The 18760-nt window shown below is 64.6% G+C and carries 19 protein-coding genes and 2 pseudogenes; 10 read left to right on the forward strand and 11 right to left on the reverse strand.

What is annotated here, in order from left to right:
- The first annotated feature begins 77 nt into the window (after nt 1–77).
- Nucleotides 78–1034: a hypothetical protein gene (locus CH285_RS23075; protein ID WP_255032374.1), complete on the forward strand. Its 957-nt coding sequence runs from the start codon at nt 78–80 to the stop codon at nt 1032–1034.
- A complete protein-coding gene (locus CH285_RS23080) occupies nt 1031–1654 on the forward strand; it encodes a hypothetical protein (RefSeq protein WP_094643750.1) in 624 nt (207 codons plus the stop codon). Before CH285_RS23075 ends, CH285_RS23080 begins: the two co-directional genes overlap by 4 nt.
- Here the strand turns inward: CH285_RS23080 and CH285_RS23085 are convergent.
- Together CH285_RS23085 and CH285_RS23090 are read right to left on the reverse strand one after the other, a co-directional pair.
- The gene (locus CH285_RS23085; protein ID WP_094643779.1) at nt 1617–2885 is read right to left on the reverse strand and encodes a DUF4185 domain-containing protein; all 1269 of its coding nucleotides are present in this window, start codon (nt 2883–2885) and stop codon (nt 1617–1619) included. The genes CH285_RS23080 and CH285_RS23085 overlap by 38 nt on opposite strands.
- Before the next feature lie 142 nt (nt 2886–3027).
- Nucleotides 3028–3441, reverse strand: coding sequence for a DUF6992 family protein (locus CH285_RS23090; RefSeq protein ID WP_202902203.1), 414 nt, complete (start codon nt 3439–3441; stop codon nt 3028–3030).
- 52 nt (nt 3442–3493) lie between these two features.
- On the opposite strand from CH285_RS23090, the gene CH285_RS23095 reads away from it, so the two are divergent.
- Nucleotides 3494–3880: a hypothetical protein gene (locus CH285_RS23095; RefSeq protein WP_255032373.1), complete on the forward strand. Its 387-nt coding sequence runs from the start codon at nt 3494–3496 to the stop codon at nt 3878–3880.
- A 24-nt stretch (nt 3881–3904) separates the two neighbouring features.
- On the opposite strand, the gene CH285_RS23100 is transcribed toward CH285_RS23095, so the two are convergent.
- The gene (locus CH285_RS23100; protein WP_094643751.1) at nt 3905–4471 is read right to left on the reverse strand and encodes a peptide deformylase; all 567 of its coding nucleotides are present in this window, start codon (nt 4469–4471) and stop codon (nt 3905–3907) included.
- A gap of 108 nt (nt 4472–4579) precedes the next feature.
- Between CH285_RS23100 and CH285_RS28480 the strand changes: the two are divergent.
- From CH285_RS28480 to CH285_RS28490, 3 genes and pseudogenes are all read left to right on the forward strand, one after another.
- A pseudogene (locus CH285_RS28480) lies at nt 4580–4663 on the forward strand (DUF2256 domain-containing protein); the annotation flags it as partial.
- Between the two features lie 15 nt (nt 4664–4678).
- The gene (locus CH285_RS28485) at nt 4679–4930 is read left to right on the forward strand and encodes a DUF3253 domain-containing protein (RefSeq protein WP_255032375.1); all 252 of its coding nucleotides are present in this window, start codon (nt 4679–4681) and stop codon (nt 4928–4930) included.
- A gap of 37 nt (nt 4931–4967) precedes the next feature.
- Nucleotides 4968–6614 (forward strand): DUF222 domain-containing protein, encoded by a 1647-nt coding sequence (locus tag CH285_RS28490; RefSeq protein ID WP_255032371.1) that lies wholly within the window; start codon nt 4968–4970, stop codon nt 6612–6614.
- Nucleotides 6615–6619: 5 nt separating this feature from the next.
- Here CH285_RS28490 and CH285_RS23120 read toward each other — a convergent pair whose 3' ends face one another.
- Entirely contained in the window at nt 6620–8116 is a 1497-nt protein-coding gene (locus CH285_RS23120) for a fatty acyl-CoA synthetase (RefSeq protein ID WP_094643753.1), read from the reverse strand.
- A gap of 87 nt (nt 8117–8203) precedes the next feature.
- Between CH285_RS23120 and CH285_RS23125 the strand changes: the two genes are divergently transcribed.
- Entirely contained in the window at nt 8204–8743 is a 540-nt protein-coding gene (locus tag CH285_RS23125; RefSeq protein WP_032388485.1) for a DUF2231 domain-containing protein, read from the forward strand.
- A 7-nt stretch (nt 8744–8750) separates the two neighbouring features.
- On the opposite strand, the gene CH285_RS23130 is transcribed toward CH285_RS23125, so the two are convergent.
- Nucleotides 8751–8954: a hypothetical protein gene (locus CH285_RS23130; RefSeq protein WP_045840953.1), complete on the reverse strand. Its 204-nt coding sequence runs from the start codon at nt 8952–8954 to the stop codon at nt 8751–8753.
- A gap of 432 nt (nt 8955–9386) precedes the next feature.
- Here CH285_RS23130 and CH285_RS23135 point away from each other — a divergent pair, with 432 nt between their 5' ends.
- Together CH285_RS23135 and CH285_RS23140 are read left to right on the forward strand one after the other, a co-directional pair.
- The gene (locus tag CH285_RS23135) at nt 9387–11690 is read left to right on the forward strand and encodes an ATP-binding cassette domain-containing protein (RefSeq protein WP_094643754.1); all 2304 of its coding nucleotides are present in this window, start codon (nt 9387–9389) and stop codon (nt 11688–11690) included.
- 76 nt (nt 11691–11766) lie between these two features.
- Nucleotides 11767–12693 (forward strand): ABC transporter substrate-binding protein, encoded by a 927-nt coding sequence (locus tag CH285_RS23140; protein ID WP_094643782.1) that lies wholly within the window; start codon nt 11767–11769, stop codon nt 12691–12693.
- A gap of 1 nt (nt 12694) precedes the next feature.
- On the opposite strand, the gene CH285_RS23145 is transcribed toward CH285_RS23140, so the two are convergent.
- The 5 genes from CH285_RS23145 to CH285_RS23165 all read right to left on the reverse strand — a co-directional run bounded on the left by CH285_RS23145 (nt 12695) and on the right by CH285_RS23165 (nt 16400).
- Nucleotides 12695–13204 carry an LpqN/LpqT family lipoprotein gene (locus tag CH285_RS23145; RefSeq protein WP_141215042.1) on the reverse strand — a complete coding sequence of 170 codons (510 nt, stop codon included), beginning with the start codon at nt 13202–13204 and terminating at the stop codon, nt 12695–12697.
- A gap of 17 nt (nt 13205–13221) precedes the next feature.
- Entirely contained in the window at nt 13222–14169 is a 948-nt protein-coding gene (locus tag CH285_RS23150; RefSeq protein WP_094643756.1) for a hypothetical protein, read from the reverse strand.
- Nucleotides 14166–15149, reverse strand: coding sequence for a hypothetical protein (locus tag CH285_RS23155; protein WP_094643757.1), 984 nt, complete (start codon nt 15147–15149; stop codon nt 14166–14168). The genes CH285_RS23150 and CH285_RS23155 overlap by 4 nt, the downstream gene beginning before the upstream one ends.
- Nucleotides 15146–15445 carry a type VII secretion target gene (locus CH285_RS23160; RefSeq protein ID WP_094643758.1) on the reverse strand — a complete coding sequence of 100 codons (300 nt, stop codon included), beginning with the start codon at nt 15443–15445 and terminating at the stop codon, nt 15146–15148. Before CH285_RS23160 ends, CH285_RS23155 begins: the two co-directional genes overlap by 4 nt.
- A 91-nt stretch (nt 15446–15536) precedes the next feature.
- Nucleotides 15537–16400, reverse strand: coding sequence for a hypothetical protein (locus CH285_RS23165; RefSeq protein WP_094643759.1), 864 nt, complete (start codon nt 16398–16400; stop codon nt 15537–15539).
- Nucleotides 16401–16531: 131 nt separating this feature from the next.
- Between CH285_RS23165 and CH285_RS23170 the strand changes: the two genes are divergently transcribed.
- The gene (locus tag CH285_RS23170; protein WP_094643760.1) at nt 16532–17650 is read left to right on the forward strand and encodes a YbfB/YjiJ family MFS transporter; all 1119 of its coding nucleotides are present in this window, start codon (nt 16532–16534) and stop codon (nt 17648–17650) included.
- A gap of 98 nt (nt 17651–17748) precedes the next feature.
- On the opposite strand, the pseudogene CH285_RS23175 reads toward CH285_RS23170, so the two are convergent.
- Nucleotides 17749–18759, reverse strand: a pseudogene (locus CH285_RS23175) (XdhC family protein); the annotation flags it as partial.
- Nucleotide 18760 lies beyond the last annotated feature (1 nt).

The raw sequence follows: 18760 nt of genomic DNA on the forward strand, positions 1-18760 counted from the left end.
GCTCACCGAACGCATTCGCGACAATGCGGACAGGAGACGAATAGGCGGTGCTCGCACGCGTCGGTAGATTCACTGCCATGCCGACAGCCTCCACACCCGACGGATTCGCCCTCGAACGCTTCGACGTCACCGATTCCGGGGCCATCGCCACGATCTTCGCCGCCAAGGACCTCCGAAACGGACTCTACGTTCTGCATTTCGCAGACAACGCGGCCTTCGTGGGCTACTCCGAATCACTCGCGGCCCGAGTGAATGCCGACCGCGAGATATGGCCCGACATCGAGGCCCTCGAGGTAGCACCCGGTGCCGCAGATCGTCTGGAGCAGCTCACCGATCTCGTGTCCCAGCTCCACCCACTGCGACAACGCCCGTCGGAGCCCACCGCGATCGGCGAAGCTCCGGGAGTGAAGACGGCACTGCCCAAAGAACGAGCCAAGCGCACGACGCTCCTCGACGCGGCCGTGGGACGCAGTCGTCGCCAGTTCTGGGAACTGTCCGACCACATCGCGTACCCCGCCATCCGCAGCATCGTGGCCGACTACATCAACTCGTCGATCCCCGACCCGGCCAACACCGCGAAATACCTCTGGCAGACAACCGCTCTGTCCGACGTACAGGACGACAGCGGTCCGCGACGATTGCTGACGCTGACGTGCGGCGGCTTCGAGACCCTGCGAGTCGACGAAATCGTGCACGACGACGACACGATCGAACTCGACCTGCGCATCAACACCAACGTTCCGCGCGACCGGACCGACGAGCAGCTCGAGGTCTCCAACGAAACCGTCAGCGCCGGACGTGGGCCGTACCGAGACGAACGGGTGTGGTCGTGGTCGATCGACCTCGGCGCGTTGCTGGAAGAAGACGTGGATGTCGATCTCGGCATCGACGACGACACGTTCGACGATCTCGCGTACGGCCTCAACGCGCGGCTGATGCGGTCCGGAAACTCAACGGGCGCAGCGGCACACAACAACGATCTCGCGGCCGACCTACTCGCCGAGGCATACCGGCAGCTGTTCGAGGCCGAGTGACCGACCGCCTCTGGTACGTCGCATACGGCTCGAACCTGCTGCGAGAGAGGTTCTCCGTCTATCTGACGGGCTCCGAGGACGGCTCGGAGTTCGGGGCGCATCCACCGGCACCCTCGTCGGAAGAGGTCGAGGCGGAACGCTGGTTGTGGATCGATCACGCCCTGTACTTCGCGGGCGTGTCCCGACGGTGGACCGGGGCGTCGGCCTTCGTGTCGCTGAACACCGATCCCGCGTATCCGTCTCTGGTACACGGATACCTGATCGACAGTGTGCAGTTGGCGCATGTCGCCTCGGTGGAGAACGTGGTCGATTCCGTCGATATCTCGGCTGTGGAATCGCTGGGCATCGGCGAGTGGGCCGCACTCGACATCGACCGCCGAGGTGAAGCATACAGAGGGAAATACGATGCGCTGCTAAGGCTTCCGGACATCGACGGACTGCCCGCGCTCACACTGACGAGTTCGATCGTGCGGGAGCACGGCGAACCGTCGAGCAAGTATCTCTCGACGATCCGGCGTGGACTGCTGTCCGCAGAGATCGACATGGACGTCGACGCGTACCTCGACGCCGCCGCCGGACGCGTCACTTCAACGCATCAAGGTTCGTCTTCAGAAGCATGACGTTGTAATCGGACCACCGAGAAGCCGTGAAGTACAGGTCTTTTCCGCTCGACATCGGGTGAATGAACGGCGCGTAGATGCCGCCTGCCGTCTGGTTGGCGTCGAGAATCGTCCTCGGTTCGCTCCACGGTCCCTCCGGGTTTTCCGCCGTGCGCGCCACCAACGTCCGGTTGTTCTCGTTGCCGTACATCATGACGTACCGGCCGAGGTAGTCGTTCCACGCCACCGACATCTCGCTGACCGGGCCCTTCACTACGGCGACGGTATCGCCGACGTTCTTGGACCATTGCTTGGCCGGATCGGGGTCTTGCGTCGAATACTCGTACGCGTCGAGATTCTCGATCTGATCGGGCGCGACTCGGGAGACGAACGCGTCGCCGAATCGTCCGTTGGGAGTACCGAACTGGTACAGGTACCGACCGTCTTGTCCCAGAACATAGGCGCTCTGCTGAAACTTGCCCTGGCTTTCGTGGACGTTGGTGAAGCCGGGGATCGTGACACCCTTGTTGACGCGGATCGTCTTGGGATCCGTCGTCCAATTCTGTCCGTTGTCGGTCGATTTGGCCGTCGCCGAGTAGTTCGTGATCCAGCGACCGGGTGTGCCCCAGCTCTGCACCGACATGTAGTTGATGTACTGGGTGCTGCCGATCGCGATAGCCGCCGTGGGGATGGTCGTGTCCTCGACGCTCGGTAGCTTCGCGCTCGAGATGATCTCGGCGGCGTAACGCGGATTGTTCGCTCTGACAACCGCACCCGAGGTGGTATTCGCGGGGTCGGCCGGACTGATCGTGATGCCCTGCGACAAGTTCGTCGACGCCTTGTCCGAGCGGAAGAGTGCATTGCTGCGCCACTGGGCATTGCCGGAGGAGCAATCACCGAACGTGTCACCGAACGCCATCAAGATCTGGCCCGCACCGTTGTCCCAGGTGATACCGAGGTCGGTTCCGGACATCGCCAGGTTGTCGTAGGTGTCGTTCACGCTCTGCGGACCGGTGACCCAGGCGATGCTCTGGGTGTTCCCGGTGATGCGCGGCAGAGGACCCTGCGGTCCCTGCGGGTTCTTGCCCGACATTCCCGCGCTGCCCGACGAACCGAACAGCGGTGAGGAGCCCGGCCCACCCAGACCGCCGCACGGTTCTGCAGAGACGGTCGGCGCAGTCAATGCGCTCAGCCCGCTCACTGCCAATGCCAGGACAGCCCCGACAGCAATATGCCGACTACGTAAGCGCATGAACGAACCCACCGTTCCCCTTGTGAAGCACGATACGGATGTGACTGATGGGACGAGTGTTACGCAAATACACTTAGGTCGCAACAATTAGTTCGTGTCGATGCTTGACAAATCGAACGCTATGGGAATGACACCTATGTGATTACTGCGCGATCAGGCGGGCGTGCGCGGTGTCGAGCAAGAGCAGAGCCGCTCCCTGCACGACGACCGCCGTTCCGTGACCGATCGCCTGGTCAGCGGTGATTCGGCGGCCGAAGGTGGGCTTCCGGACGGCGATATGAGCACCGGCCGCGACGTAGAGCACGTCGAGCCCGGCATTGATCCACAGCAACTTGCTCAAACTCTTCGACGTCGGGACCGAGGAGTTGAGCGCTCCCGCCCCGGCGATCGCCACGTCGATCGCACCCCAACCCGCCGTCTGTTGGCCGAATGCACGACGGGCAGGCGACGAACCGCGGGCCGCCAACACCGTTCCGGCAAGCACACTCACACCGCCCCACACGGCGAGACGCCGACCGAGTAGTTGGGCTACGGCGGGAGCTTCCATACGAGTCATCGCTCCAGTGTGCCGGGCTCGACGCCGAGGGCGACCCGTAACGCGCGGTCCGTTGCTGCCGATCACCGAGCACCGGGTTTTCGTGCTCGAAACGAACGGAGTCACCATGCTGAAGAATATCCTCGCCGGCGCTGCACTGACGATCGGCGTGGCGGTGCTCGCCGCACCGACGGCATCCGCCGCGCCCGACGACAACCCGTTCGGCCCCAAAGACTCCACTTCGAGCTTCGTCAACGCATTCGACCCCGCGGCCTACAGCAGCGCGAGCGAGAAGTCATTGATCGTCAGCCCATTCGGCACCAGCCGGCAAATCGACTGTTCCTCGTTCCATGCCCGCACCTGGTGCACTCAGAACGGCCACGCGCTCACCGACATCCGCATTCCGGCCGGATCGTCGGAATGGAATTACCGGATGCTCTACGTGTACAACCCGTTCTGACCGTCGGATAAGGCACAGCCGCAATCACAGTCCGAGCGGATGCGCGTCGGCCCCAGGCAACCAACTGTTGCCCGGCCCGACCCACCCCCTCTCCTTGATCATCTTCTTCGCCGCACGTCGGTGGCGGCCGAGGAGGCGGTCGAGGTAGAGGAGCCCGGCCAGATGGTCGAACTCGTGCTGCAGACACCGCGCCAGATAGCCCGTGCCTTCCACCGTCACCGGGTTGTTCTCCACATCGACACCTGTGACACGGGCCCACTGAGCACGCCCGGTCGGAAACAGCTCCCCCGGCACGGACAGGCATCCCTCGGTGTCTTCCGGGTCGGGCATCGTCTCCGGAATCCCTAAGGTCTGGAGCACCGGGTTGATCACGTGTCCGCGATGACGGACCCCGCCGTCCCGCAGGTCGTAGACGAAGACCGAACGTGGGTCGCCTATCTGGTTGGCCGCCAGACCCGCACCGGGTGCAGCCGTATTGGTCTCGAACATGTCCTCGACCAACGCTTCGAGCTCGTCGTCGAACACCGTCACGCGAGTTGCCGGAGTTGTCAGCCGGGGATCACCGGCAACCAGGATCGGTCGAATCGCCATGCAAACAGGATAGTTTCGCTCCGAGAGCGGCGAAGCCCCGGGCAACGAGGTTACTGTCGATCTGTGGCCCACTCCCGTCGTCCCTCCGCCGCGCACCCCGCAGACAAGGTGTGCGCGTCGTGCGGTCGGCGGATCGAGTGGCGCAAGAAATGGGAGAAGAACTGGGATGACGTCAAGTACTGCAGCGACACCTGCCGGCGGCGCAAAGTGAGTGCAACCGACAAGGAACTCGAAGACAAAATCCGATCCTTGCTCGACGCCCGATCACGCGACGCGACGATCTGCCCCTCGGACATCGCACGAGCCCTGTCCGACGACGCCTGGCGCGACTTGATGGAGCCCGTTCGCCGCGCGGCCCGACGTATGGTCGACGCCGGCGAAGTCGAGATCACCCAGAAGGGGTCGGTCATAGATCCCTCGACCGCAAAGGGACCGATCCGGATCCGCTGGAAGCGTTGACGGAAACCTGTCGGTGGGTGGGTATAGCTTTCGTGGGGTGAAGACATGGGGGGATGTGTTCGGGCTCGGGGACCAGGAGTTGGTCTCCGAGCTTGCTGACGTGAACTCCCTCGAAAACGCCCTCGCAGCACAGAGATTGATGTTGCTCGCCGAGATAGACCGCCGCGGTTTAGCGATGAAACTCGGGCACTCGTCCGTCACCCGCTGGTACGCGAAGTCGGTGCGGATCACCGACGGGTCAGCCGCCCGCCAGAACGCACTGGGGTACTGGCTGTTCGATCACCCCACGGTGCTCGACGCCCTCGCCGATGGCCGCATCCATGCCGCGCACGCCGCCGCCATCGCTGAGGGATACGACGTCGTGCTGGTGGCCGACCCGACGTTGGATCAGGACCGCCGCGACGGAATTGTCGACGAATTGCTCGACACCGCGATGCGCAACACCGCGGGGCAGGTGACCTCCCGCGCGCAGGCTTTGGCGCATGCGGCCGCCGACGACGCCCGAGCGAGACACGCGAAAGCCGAGAAACAACGCCGAGAGCAGGAACAGCAGGAACTCGAGCGTCATGATCAGGAGGGGCAGAGAGATGATGCTGCGACCTCTACCGGCCGGCTGCCAGATCCGGAACCGCCTGCGCCCGAGCCTGTTCCACCGACACCCGCACCGCGACCGGTGTCGGAAAACCCGGCACTGAACCGGTTCGACCTGCATGCTCTGGCCAACGGCCGCTTCCAGTTCGGTGGCGACATCGACCGGTTGCTCGCCGAGAAGCTTCTCACCGCTCTGTCGCCGTTGACGGCACCGCGGCCAGGTCCCGGCGGCGAGCGCGACCCACGCAGCCCGTCGAAGCGCCGGGCCGATGCATTAGATCAGGTCCTCGACCGACACCTCCGCGGCGGCACTCGTGGGTCGGCGGGCGGGTCGCGGGCGTCAGTGCACCTGATCGTTCCCCTGCGGGACTTGCTCGCCCACGGCGGTAATAAGCAATCCGATAGCGGGGCAACGGATTCGGGCAACAATGGTTCGGTCTCGAATGGTTCCTCGAACGGCGGCGACAGCAACGGCTCGCGTCCGGATGGAGTGGCTCGAGGGGATATCGATGCTCGCGGCGATGCGACATCCGGATGTGGTGGTGCCGGGCAAGAATCTGTGTCCGGGCCGGGCGACGCTGGTCCTCGCGGCGATGCCGCGGCCCGTCGTGGCGGTGACAGTAACGGCGGGCAGAAGTCTGTGCCCGAGCCGGGCGACGCGGACTGGCCGTTCCACCTCGACTGGACCGGCCCCATCAGTCGCTTCCTCGCCGAGCTGGTCACCTGCGACGCCGACCTGACCCCCGTCATCGTCGACCACCACGGCGTACCACTCGCACTCGGACGAACCACCAGACTCGCCAGCGACGACCAACGCATCTCCCTGACCATCCGCGACACCTGCTGCGTCATATGCGGCCGCCCCGCCCAGTGGTGCCAAGCCCACCACATCAAATTCTGGGAACACGGCGGCCGCACCGACCTGATCAACCTCGCGCTGGTCTGCGGAGAATGCCACCGCCTCATCCACCACGGCGACTGGCAGCTCATCATGGGCGACGACGGACACCCCTACGCCATCCCACCCGAATCCGTCGACCCCAGACAGCAACCCCTCCCCAGCTACCACCGACGAAAACAGCGAGCAGCCTGAACAACTCAGGCGCGCAACGCGCGCTTGAGCAACTTTCCGCTCTGGTTGCGGGGCAACTCGTCCAGGAAAGTGACGGTCTTCGGCACCTTGAACGGCGCGATCTTGCCCTTCACGTGGTCGATCAACTCCTGCGCCGACACCTCACTTCCGTCCTTGAGCACGACGACAGCAGTCACCGCCTCGATCCACTTGTCGTCCGGTGTCCCGATCACCGCAACCTCGGCAACGGCGGGGTGCGTGTAGATCGCGTCCTCGACCTCACGAGAAGCAACCAGAATCCCGCCCGTGTTGATTACGTCCTTGATCCGGTCGACGACCGTGATGAACCCCTCGGCGTCCCGAGTCACCAGATCACCCGAATGGAACCACCCACCCGAGAACGCATCCGCCGTCGCCTCCGGCTTGTCCCAGTAACCGTCGCACAATTGAGGCGAGCGGTAGAGAATCTCACCGGGCTCGCCGTCCGGCACATCGTTACCGTCCGCGTCGACAACGCGGGTCTCGACGAAGAACACCGCACGACCACACGACGCCGGTCTGGCCTCGTGCTCGGACGGCTGCAGAACCGTTGCCAGCGGACCGATTTCGGATTGTCCGAAGCAGTTGTAGAACTCGATGTCCGGGTATCGCTCACGCAGCCGGGTCAACACCGTGACGGGCATGATCGACGACCCGTACTGAGCCTTCTTCAGCGACGAGAGATCGCGAGAATCGAGGTCGGGATGATTGGCGAGCGGAACCCACACCGTCGGGGCCAGGAACAACGACTTGATCTTCTCGTCCTCGATCCGCCGCAGAATCTCCGCGACGTCGGGCTTGCGCATCAGTCGCACGGTCGCCCCGACCGACAGATACGGCAGCATGAACACGTGCATCCCCGCCGAGTGGTACATCGGCATCACCAACAGCGGGTCGTCGTCTTCAGTGAACCCCAGAGCGATCACACACGAGACGTACTCGGCAACGAGCGCGCCGTGAGACATCATCGCGCCCTTCGGTTTCGACGTCGTGCCGGAGGTGTAGAGCAACTGCGCCAGGTCCGCGGAGTCCGCGGCCGGCTCGAGGACCGAATCATCCCCGGCAGGGTCGAGCAGATCCGGAAGCGACACCACGAACTCGACGGCGGTACCGCTCCGAACGGAATCGAGCGTGTTCGACAATTCCGGGTCGACGAGCACTGCCCGTGCGCCCGACTGATCGAGCAGATACAGCAGCTCGTCGCCCACGAGTGCGTAGTTGATGGGCACGTGCACCAATCCTGCTCGCGCACAGGCAAGAAATGCCACCACGTACGCGTCGGAGTTGACGCCGTACGCCGCCACCCGGTCACCCTTGTCCAAGCCCATCGCGATCAACCGACGGGCGACCCGCGTCACGGCAGTGTCGAGCTCGCGGTAGCTATGGCTGCGGCCTTCGAACGTCACAGCCGGACGGTCGGGAAATTTCGCCGCCGACCTGCGCAGAACGCCGTCGACGGTGCTGACTCGGGTGCCGTTCGTCATGACAACGACGTTATAGGGCGTCCAAGCTTTTTGCCTCGACTTCGACGTCGATGGTTCGCTCGCCGATCACGGGGCATTCGGTGTTGCATGACAATCAAACAAGCACTCGACAGTCTCGAGACTGCCTCGTTTCTCGACGGACCCAGCGACGCGATCCATGGCGTACTTGCACCTGCGGTAGCGGACAGTGCCGTCGGATCAGCGCTGCACGGCCGGTGGATCGGGCACCCCATCCACCCCGCGCTGGTGACGGTGACCATCGGCAGCTGGACCAGCGCCGTCGCGCTCGATCTAGTCAAGAACCAGTCCAGGGCGGCCAAAATTGTCGTCGCGCTGGGTCTCGCGTCCGCGCCGCCGGCGATAGCGACCGGATGGGCCGACTGGTCGACGATGAACACTGTTCAGCGTCGGGTCGGCATCATCCACGCGGCATCGAACGCAACCGGGGTGTTCCTCTTTCTGGGCTCCTACCTCCGTCGCCGGAAGCAGACCGACGGAGTCGCCAAAGCTCTGGCGGCGGCCGGCCTCGCAGCCGCAGGACTCGGCGGACTCATCGGCGGGCACCTCGCCTACAGCACCCCCGGCAGCGAGGCCGAGTCGGAAGCTCGACACCGCCTGCCGAGCTGAAAATCCGTCAACAGTTGTTCGGTTCTCCGATCTTGACTGCCGACAGCACGGCTTCGCCCTCGCCGATGAGGACACCGGGAGCCGGATCCTGTTCGACGACAATCCAGTTCGAATCGTTGACCTGCATCCGGCCCTCCCCCGACGCGTCAGCGCTGCGGGAGTAGAAGACACCGGCCGCCTGGATCGCGTTCTGCGCAGACTGCAGATTCATACACACAACCGGAGGCATTGCGACGAGGACCGGCTCCGGCGCGGGCGATTGGGTTACGACCGGCTCGGACGCGGCGGCACTTGGGGCGCCGGTTATGGCGGCCGAGGTCGGCGCGGCTGCGGTCGCCTCGACCGTGACCGTACGGACCTCGGTTCGGACATCGGACTCACTCGGGCTATCCGATCCGCAGCCCGCAAGGGCTACAGCGGACATCGCAAGCACGATGGCCGATCGCACGGTGAACCGGGTATTGCTCGACATGAAAGCCTCTCGGTAGGACCGACGCTCACCGTCGGTCGATGCCCATATGACATCGCCAGACCAAGGAGTCTGTTACTTCGGAAGCGTCTCACATCGTTTCCGTACGCTGTACGGTAGACTGCGTCGGCCCAGGGCGAACCATCGTCGGGGCAGCGAAAGGTGGCCAAAGCGATGAACGCAGTCCAGCCGAAGATTGCCGACGAACGAACGACACCCGAACGAGAACTGTCCACGATCGTCGTGCGTGGAGCCCGGGAGAACAATCTGCGCGACGTCGACCTGGATCTGCCGAAACGCTCGCTGGTCGTGTTCGCCGGCGTCTCCGGGTCGGGCAAGTCGTCACTGGTGTTCGACACCATCGCTGCCGAGGCCCAGCGGCAGATCAACTCCACGTTCACCGCGTTCGCGCAGACGTTTCTGCCGTCCTATGGCCGACCGGATGCAGATCTGATCGCGAACCTGTCGGCCGTCGTCATCGTCGATCAGAAGCGACTGTTCGGTGGTCCGAGGTCGACGGTCGGCACCATCACCGACATCGGAGACTGGCTGCGCATGCTGTGGTCCCGCGCCGTCACGCCGAGCATCGGCTACGCCAACGCCTTCTCGTTCAACGACCCCGCCGGGATGTGTCTCGAATGCGAGGGGCTCGGCGAGGCGAAGGTCGTCGACCTCGGCGAACTGGTGGACGAGTCGAAGTCGTTGCGCGAGGGCCCGTTCAAGCATCCCGACTTCGAGGTCGGCAAATGGCCGTACCGGGTGTTCGCCGACTCGGGCCTGTTCGATCTCGACGTCCCGATCGAGCAGTACTCGGCGCGCGAGCGTCACCTCTTCTTCGACGCCAAGCCCGGCGAGGTCGAGGTGACCAATCCCGACGCCGTCATGAAGAGCTACGAGGGCATCGTGTCGAGGTTCCGCCGAAGCTACCTCGCCAAGGACGCAGATGCGCTCAAGGGCAAGGCGAAAGCCGCGTTCGAGCGCATCGTCACGCGCGGCGTCTGCGAGGCCTGCGGCGGTTCCCGCTACAACGACACCATCCGCGGTGCCACTCTCGAAGGACTTTCCCTGCCCGACGCGTTCGCCATGCAGGTTTCCGAACTAGCCGACCGTATCGAACAATGGGACATCAAGGGCCTGCACTCCGTCACCACCGAAATCGTCACGCAGTTGACCAGGCTCGTCGATCTCGGCCTGGGCTACCTGAGCCTGGACCGAGCGACGTCCTCGCTCTCGGGTGGTGAATCCCAGCGCATCAAGATGGTTCGTCACCTCGGAGCCACGCTGAACGACATGCTCTACGTCTTCGACGAACCGACGACCGGTTTGCATCCTCGCGACGTCCACCGCCTGAACGACATGCTGCTCGCGCTGCGCGACAAGGGCAATACCGTCCTCGTCGTCGAGCACGACCCCGAAGTGATGGCCATCGCCGACCGCATCGTCGAGATCGGACCGGGTGCCGGAAAGTCCGGTGGCACAGTGGTGTTCGAGGGAACCTTCGACGAGCTCCGCCGAGCCGACACCAGGACTGGTTCTGCGCTCCGGCGTGATGACGCCGAGATACGCAGTCCCCGTGCGCCTTCGGGCTGGCTGAGCATCTCCGGTGCCACCACCCACAACCTGCGCGATGTCAGCGTCGACATCCCGCTCGGGGTACTGACAGCCGTCACCGGTGTCGCCGGTTCCGGAAAGTCGAGCCTCATCCACGGTCATCTGCGCGAGGCCGCGCCCGACGCCGTTGTCATCGACCAGGCACCGATCCGGGGCTCACGCCGTTCGTCCCCTGCGACCTACACCGGTCTGCTCGATCCGATCCGCGCGTACTTCGCCAAGAAGACCGGGCAACCGCCGTCGCTGTTCTCCCCCAACTCGGACGGCGCGTGCCCCGATTGCCAGGGCAGCGGTGTCACCTTCACCGAACTCGGATTCACCGATCCCGTGACGAGTACCTGCGAGACGTGCCAGGGCAGGCGCTTCCGCTCCGGGGCCATCCGGCACACCGTCGACGGCGTCAGCATCGCCGACATCTTCGAGATGTCCGTCGAGGATGCGCAGGACTTCTTCGAGGTCAAAAAGATTCGAGACATTCTGCGCCGCTGCCGGGACGTCGGACTCGGCTACCTCTCGCTCGGGCAGAACTTGTCGTCACTGTCCGGCGGCGAACGGCAACGTCTCAAACTCGCCACCGAGCTGATCGGGTCGTCTTCGGTGCTGGTGCTCGACGAACCGACGACGGGACTGCACCCGTCGGATGTGTCGAACTTGATCGCGTTGCTGTCCGGGATGGTCGACGAGGGCAGGTCGGTGATCGTCATCGAACACAACCTCGACGTCGTCGCCGCGGCGGATCACATCATCGATCTAGGTCCCGACGGCGGCCACAACGGCGGGCTGATCACCTTCACCGGCACGGTCGACGAGCTGGTGGCCTCGGACACCCACACCGGTAGGTACTTGGCACGGAGCCTGGGGCGTTGACCGCGCCCCGATAGTGTTGACGTTCGAAGAGACACCGGACAACACAGGAGTGGCAGTGCAGCGTCGATCGGCACGAATGATCTCAGCCGGGTTCGCGGTCGTCGCGCTCGTAGCGGCGGGATGCAGCACGCAGGAAACGGACACGCCACCCGCCGCCGATTCGGCGCCCGCGGCGAGTGGCGAGTTTCCGAGGACGATCACATCCGGCTCGGACGGCGGCTCGGTCACCATCGACGCTGCTCCACAGAAGATCGTGTCGCTGAGCCCGACCGCGACGGAGACGCTGTACGCCGTCGGGGCGGGCGACCAGGTGGTGGCCGTGGACGATCAATCGGACTTCCCCGCCGATGCTCCGAAGACAGGGTTGTCGGCGTTCACCCCGAGCCTCGAAGCGATCGTGGCGTACGACCCCGATCTGGTGATCGCCTCCACCGACCTGGGCCTCGTGACGTCGACACTGGCCGAGGCAGGCGTTCCGACGCTGGTGCTGCCTGCCGCGACGAGCCTCGATGATGCCTACTCGCAGATCGAGCGCGTCGCGGACGCCACCGGCCACGACGCCGACGGCGATGCCGTCGTATCCCGGACTCGTGACCGGATCGATGCAGCCGTCGCGAGCGTCCCGACCCGCGAGGCGCCGCTGACGTACTTCCACGAACTCGACGACACGTTGTACACGGTGACGAGTGCGAGCTTCGTCGGGCAGATCTACGGTCTGTTCGGACTCACCAGCATCGCCGACGGTTCCGACGCCGGCGACTACCCACAGCTCGCCGCCGAGGCCGTGATCACGTCGAACCCGGATGTGGTGTTTCTTGCCGACGCCCAATGCTGTGGCGTCACAGCCGCTTCCGTCTCGTCACGACCGGGTTGGGGATCGATGACCGCCGTCCGCGACGGCCGGATCTTCCCGATGGACGAGGACCTGTCGAGTCGATGGGGCCCTCGTATCGCAGACCAGGCAGAGGCCGTCGCTGCGGTGGTACAACAGATCCCTGCGTGAGCTATCGATGCCCGATACGAACTTCGTCCACGAATTCGTCTGCTGCCCACGCCAATCGAGACCTGCCCCGTTCCGGCAAGGTGACCGTCAATTGGACGAGGTACTGATCGACGATGTGGTGGACCACGACATACCTAGTCCGAGCGAACAGCGTCCGACCGTCCCAGTCGTACCTACCCGCAATCGAAACGGACGGTAGACCGCAGAACGGGTCACGGTCGTAGCTGACGTCGATCCATTCCGGAAGTGCCCGGGAGTCGCCGAACCCACAAGCCAGCAGGGTCTGCGGATCGAGTGACCGCGTCAACTTTCCGGTCAAGACTGCCGCGTTGGGAACGAACCCGTCGACCGCATCTGCCGGAGAACACAGCACCGCGGTGGCGTGCGGAAACAGATGCGCAGGAACGAGATCCCACCCCGGCAGCGCAGGGAGCTCCAGACCGAACCTTGCGCATTCGTCGAGATGTACGGGCGCGAGCTCGACACCACGCTGTTGCAGAACGCCCTGCATCGATTGTTCCCGAGTTGTCACTGGACGTCCCGTCGACCCGACATCGACGCCGCTCGGTCTGCTTCGATGCGATCGAGGAATCGAGGCGGGCGCAGTAGCTCTCGCGCGTCGTCATGGGCAAGCTGCGCACGGCCCCAGGGATTGTCCCGACACCACTGCAGTACGGACAGCAGCGCGTTGGGCTCGACCTTCTTCTCGCACGCCATCAGGACCAGCACCTGATCCGTTCCACCGGCAGGGTCGCGATACACGACTCGGATGGTGGGGTACCAATGTGAATGCGATACCGCAGGATTCGGATGCGTCCGCGGCTGCAGCTCGACGATCCCGTCCCACGGGACAACCGTGATTGCAGTGGTGGCCTTCCATCCGCGGCGCCGGTAGATCTCCTCCACGAGGCCATCGGGATGCAGCGAAATTCGGGTCCGATTGACGACGAGCACACTCAGTGCGAAAAACAGCAGACATATCGGAGCGCCGAAGTGCGACATGACTACGACGCCCAGGTCGTGACGCGTTGTACTTACCCGTGCGTCTCCTCCCCAGTGGATGTAGGACAGGCCGGACACCAACGCGAATGCGAGTATTCCGCTGCGATACAACACAGTCCCCCGCCCCGGCACTGCCACGCCTCGGCCGACTCCGGCGACAGTCACCGGTCGCACGAACAGCGACAGCCGCGCAGACCCGATGCCGGACAACACCACGGCCGCTGTGAGCGATATCAGCACCGCGAGCACCAGCGGCGACACGAGGAGAACGGTCTCCCCGGAAAGCGTCCCGAACAGGAGAACCGGAGCCTTGATCGTCGCGGCAAGGACTGCAGACGAAACCCCGAGAGCTACCAGCCAACCCAGGTGAACACTGCGCCACGTCCGCACCCACAATGGATACTTCTGCGCTACCAGGCTCTTACGCAGCACGTCCTCGGTCTGGGGCGTGCGATCGTCTCTGATCTCGCTCATTTTCCTGCCGCCTCGAACAACTTCTCCACGCCGTAGCTGACGACTTGGCCCAGTGCGATCCCGGCAGCAGCGCCGGCCACCGTGCCGGGCCCCGGAAAAATGGAACCCGCCATGCCACCCACGGCTCCGAACGCCCAGGTCGTAATTGCTCCCGCGACTATCGGCGTCGCCTCGACGATCACGGCCTCGGCCGGGTTCACGCCCTCGTCGATTTTTCCCGCAATTCCGGGAATCGCACCGGCAACGACTCCGAAGACCCCGAGCCCGCGTCCGATGTTCTTGGCAACGTCGTCGACGGATTCGACACCGGGTATTTCCAGCGCCCGCCTCGTCACGGCGGCCATGCCTCCGACGACCGACGCTGCGATGGTCGACGGCCAGTCCGGCATCCAGGAGAACGACCCGTCCGGGTTCTCGACGAACTTTCCGGTGGGATTGTCGAGGGCGAGCGCGGTCAACCGCTCGGTGGGCTCGGCCAGCTGCTGCGCAGCGTCGAGAGCGACACTCTCGGCCTGGCGCAGAGCACTCTGGATGTCCTGGGTCAATTGATATGCTGCAGAACGGAGTTCGTCGGCTCGACGTGTCTTCTCTTCACCCAGGCTGTCTGGGATCAGCGCGATCATCCCTTCGGGATTCACCACACCGTCGGCCCGTACCGCGAACCCGCTCGTCGTAGCCGCGGACACCTGAGCCCGCACGTGCGCTTGGGCGGCCTCGACGATGTCGGCCGCACCTTCGAATGCGGCTCCGAGCGAGTCGATTTCACTGCAGACGGAGCTCATCCGGGAGCATTCGGCCACCACGCGATCGGCTGCGGCGCGTGCCGCCTCGCCGGTCCACGTCTCGGCCAGTGTGTCCTGCTCTTCCAAGACCCCGGTTCGTTGGCCGTTGACGCGTTCGACTATCTCGGCCAGTTCGATCATCGTCTTGCGCATCGACTGCGGCTCCCAGCCGGCGACGTGCGGCACGGTCGGGGTCATTTCGGCTGGTCCATCGCAGCGAGGCGGCGGGCAAGGTCGTCGTCGGTGATCTCGTAGTTCTGCGCGACACCACGGGCGATGTCCGCAACGCATTCGGCTCGGCCTGCCAGAGCGGCAACAGCTCCCGCAGCCGCTGCGGACGCTGCCGCACACGCTGCGCGAAAGTCGGTACCCTGCAGCGCATTCTCGGATGCTCGGAACGGGGCGAGGGTGTCCAACTCGGCGATCACCTCCCCCGTTCCCGACAGCACATTCGAGAACTGCCGCAGGATCGATGGATCCACATTCACTGTCATGACGCTCCCCCGAGTCGCACCGTATCGACGCCCGGTGAATCGGCGTCATCGGGTTTGACGCAGCGAGCCCGTGATCGGTTCCGTGCCGAAGCTAGGACCGCGACAGTTCCAGGCGCTCACGAAGCGGTGGTGGCACCAGCAGGTTGGGTGAGTCGTAGCCGGTCATGCGGATCCGGTTGACCGGGCCGTCGGTGCACCACTTCATCAATGCCAGAACGGCATTCGGCTCGGCTGCGAGCAAATGGATGCGAATCGCCATCCGGTCCGGTTGATCCAGCCGGTCGCGGGGACGCTCGATATCGAGCCCAGTCGCTCGGACATACAGCACGGGCTCGGTGAACCCACTCCCCCGCTTCTCTGACGTTCGGTACGTCGAGGCCTCGTACTGCTCCACATCGTCCCAGCGCACGAGGATGTCGTGAGTGCGCGGAAAGAAGAACACGCACGACCGTCTGCGTCTGACAAATCCGTCCGCGAACAAACGCAGTTCGACGCTGCTGCGGAAGCCGAGCGTCGCCACCAGTACAACGATGGCAATTCCAGCAATCGGCATACCGGCCGCGCCGAACACGTCACTCTTCGACAGGGCGACCCCCATTCCTGATACCGAGATGGACGCGACCGTGATCAACCAGAGCTTGGCGGTCCGAGGCGGAATGGAGACGCCGCTACCGAGCGCGTGGTCCTCGACGCGCCGAACGAATCGGACGGGGATTACCCATCGAATCACGTTGTCGTTGACGCCGATCCAAACGCAGGCCATGAGGGCAAGTAGAGCGATCGATCCGATCGTGTGCCCATTGTCGCCTCCTTGCACCTCGAGCCGTCCGCGATAGATCGCAATGCCTACCACCGCGACAATCGCGATGACGGCCTGCCACAGGCGGCCCAAAGTGTTCGGCCAGTACGGGACCCAGATAGGTCGTTCTGCGTCGGTGTACTTCGTCTCACTCATGCGTCCCCCCACAGTCGGTATCAGGTATTGGACGCACCGGTGGTGCGATCGGTTCCCTGCTGCTCGGTTCGATGAGACTGGAATCCAACGCGTACCGTTGGCGCGGCTAACGACTTAGGAGGGCGATCGCAATGAACGGCCGTCGATTATCGTTCGCTGCCGCGGCCGGACTCGCGGCCGCGATGGGCGTCGGGCGATTCGTGTTCACGCCGCTGCTACCGATCATGGTCGACGCGGCGGAGGTGACCCCGAGCAGCGGTGCCGTCATCGCAACCGCGAACTATGCCGGCTACCTCGTCGGCGCGATCGTGTTGTCGGTGCGCCCGTCGATCAATACGACGACGTCGTTCAGGCTGTGGACGCTCGTGCTCATCGCAAGCGAAATGGCGATGGCTGCAGTGCATTCCACCGCAACGTTTTCGGCGCTGCGGTTCCTGGCCGGCCTGGCGAGTGCCGCGGTGTTCATCGCCTGCGCGAGCACCGTCACCAAGCACAGAGCCGACGGGGCGTCACCAGGAATCGCGTTCGGCGGCGTCGGTGCAGGTATTGCAGCGTCCGGCATTCTGACGTTGCTCGCCGGACCACATCTGTCGTGGGAGGCGCTGTGGTTGTGCTCGGCGATACTGACTGCGGTGCTCGTCGCCCCGGCGTGGACGCTTCGGGTACACCCCGAGCCTGCAGGGCGGTCCGAGGCGGGCGAGGTGAACGCCGGAACCCGCGCGGTGTGGCGGACATTGCTCGTCGCGTACTTCCTCGAGGGCCTCGGTTACATCGTCGTCGGCACGTTTCTCGTGGCAGCGGTCGGTGGCCACGGCAGCACGTCGGTGGGTCCAGCGGTGTGGATCGGCGTGGGATTGGCTGCGGTGCCGGCGACGGTGCTGTGGCAAGGGGTGGCACGCCGAACCAGCCTGCGCGAAGCTCTGGTAGCAGCGTTCGCATTGCAGACCGTGGCCGCAGTGCTTCCCGCACTGACCGGGAACACCCTTGCCGCCGTATGTTCAGCGTTGTTGTTCGGGGGAACGTTCATGGGCATCACGATGCTGACGATGAGCACAGCGCAATCACTTCCCATCGGCCGTACCGCGGCGACACTGACTACCGTCTACGGCGTCGGACAAGTGGTGGGTCCATTGGTGGTTGCGCCCGCAATCGGCGATTCGTACGCGATCGCCTTCGCCATCGCGACCGGCGTGCTGGTGCTGGGAACTGCCGGCGCAGTGCGCGTATCGCAGTTGACCGCGCCACGCTGAGCCTCGCTGCCACGGTCGGCGCTGCCGTGCAACGGACCGGTGCCGTCACGCAAACGCCCGCCCGATCGCCCGTTGGACACCGCAACCATTTCGGCGACGATCGACAGTGCGGTCTCCCCAGGGGTGCGTCCGCCGATGTCGAGACCGACGGGCGACGACAACCGCGCGAACGCGTCCTCTCCGACACCTCTGTCGACAAGACGTTCACGTCGGTCCTCGTGCGTTCGGCGGCTGCCCAACACACCGATGTAACCGGCAGGGGTGCGCACTGCGACGTCGAGCAACGGGACATCGAACTTCGCATCGTGTGTGAGCACGCACAGGGCGGTGGTGTCGTCGATCGACCCCTTGTCCCACTGGGCCGTCAGATACTCGTGCGGCCACGCCACGACAACCTCGTCGGCGTGCGGAAAGCGCTCCTCCGTAGCGAATATCGGCCGGGCATCACACACCACGGTGCGGTAGCCCACGATGGTTGCTGCGTGGGCGACGGCGTCGGCGAGATCGAGCGCGCCGAAGACGATCAGGAGCGGTGGGGCCCGAAACGATCGCACGAAGACCTCGACGATGTCGTCGTCGACGTCGATTTCCCGCAGTCCACTTGCACCGTCCGACAACATCACCCGAGCGAGCGATACAGCTCGCTCATCGAGCACCGGGTGTCCGATGGAGCCGGACGAACCGTCGGCAGTCACCACGAGGTGTCCGCCCGCAGCACCGGAGGCGACCGTGACCTCGGCAACCGACGATCGCGATGTTATTCGCGCCAACAGTTCTGCGTAGTGCGGGCGACTGTCTCGATCGACCCTGTCGACCACAACGTCGACCGTTCCGCCGCAGGTGAGGCCTATGGCGAACGGGTCGTCGGCCGCGACGCCGAACCTCAGGCGGTCGACGAGTCCACCCGTCGCCGCCGACACTGCCGCATCGAACACTGCACCTTCGACGCATCCGCCGGACACCCCGCCGAGAGCGGTACCACCGGCGTCGACGGCCATGACCGCACCGACGTCCCGCACCGCGCTGCCTGAGGTCGCCACGACAGTGGCCACACCGAACGGTCGTCCGTCTACGAACCAATCGTGCAGTGTGCCGGCGAAGTCGAGCATC

The organism is Rhodococcus sp. 05-2256-B1, from assembly GCF_002258465.1.
Classification (GTDB): Bacteria; Actinomycetota; Actinomycetes; order Mycobacteriales; family Mycobacteriaceae; genus Rhodococcoides; species Rhodococcoides fascians.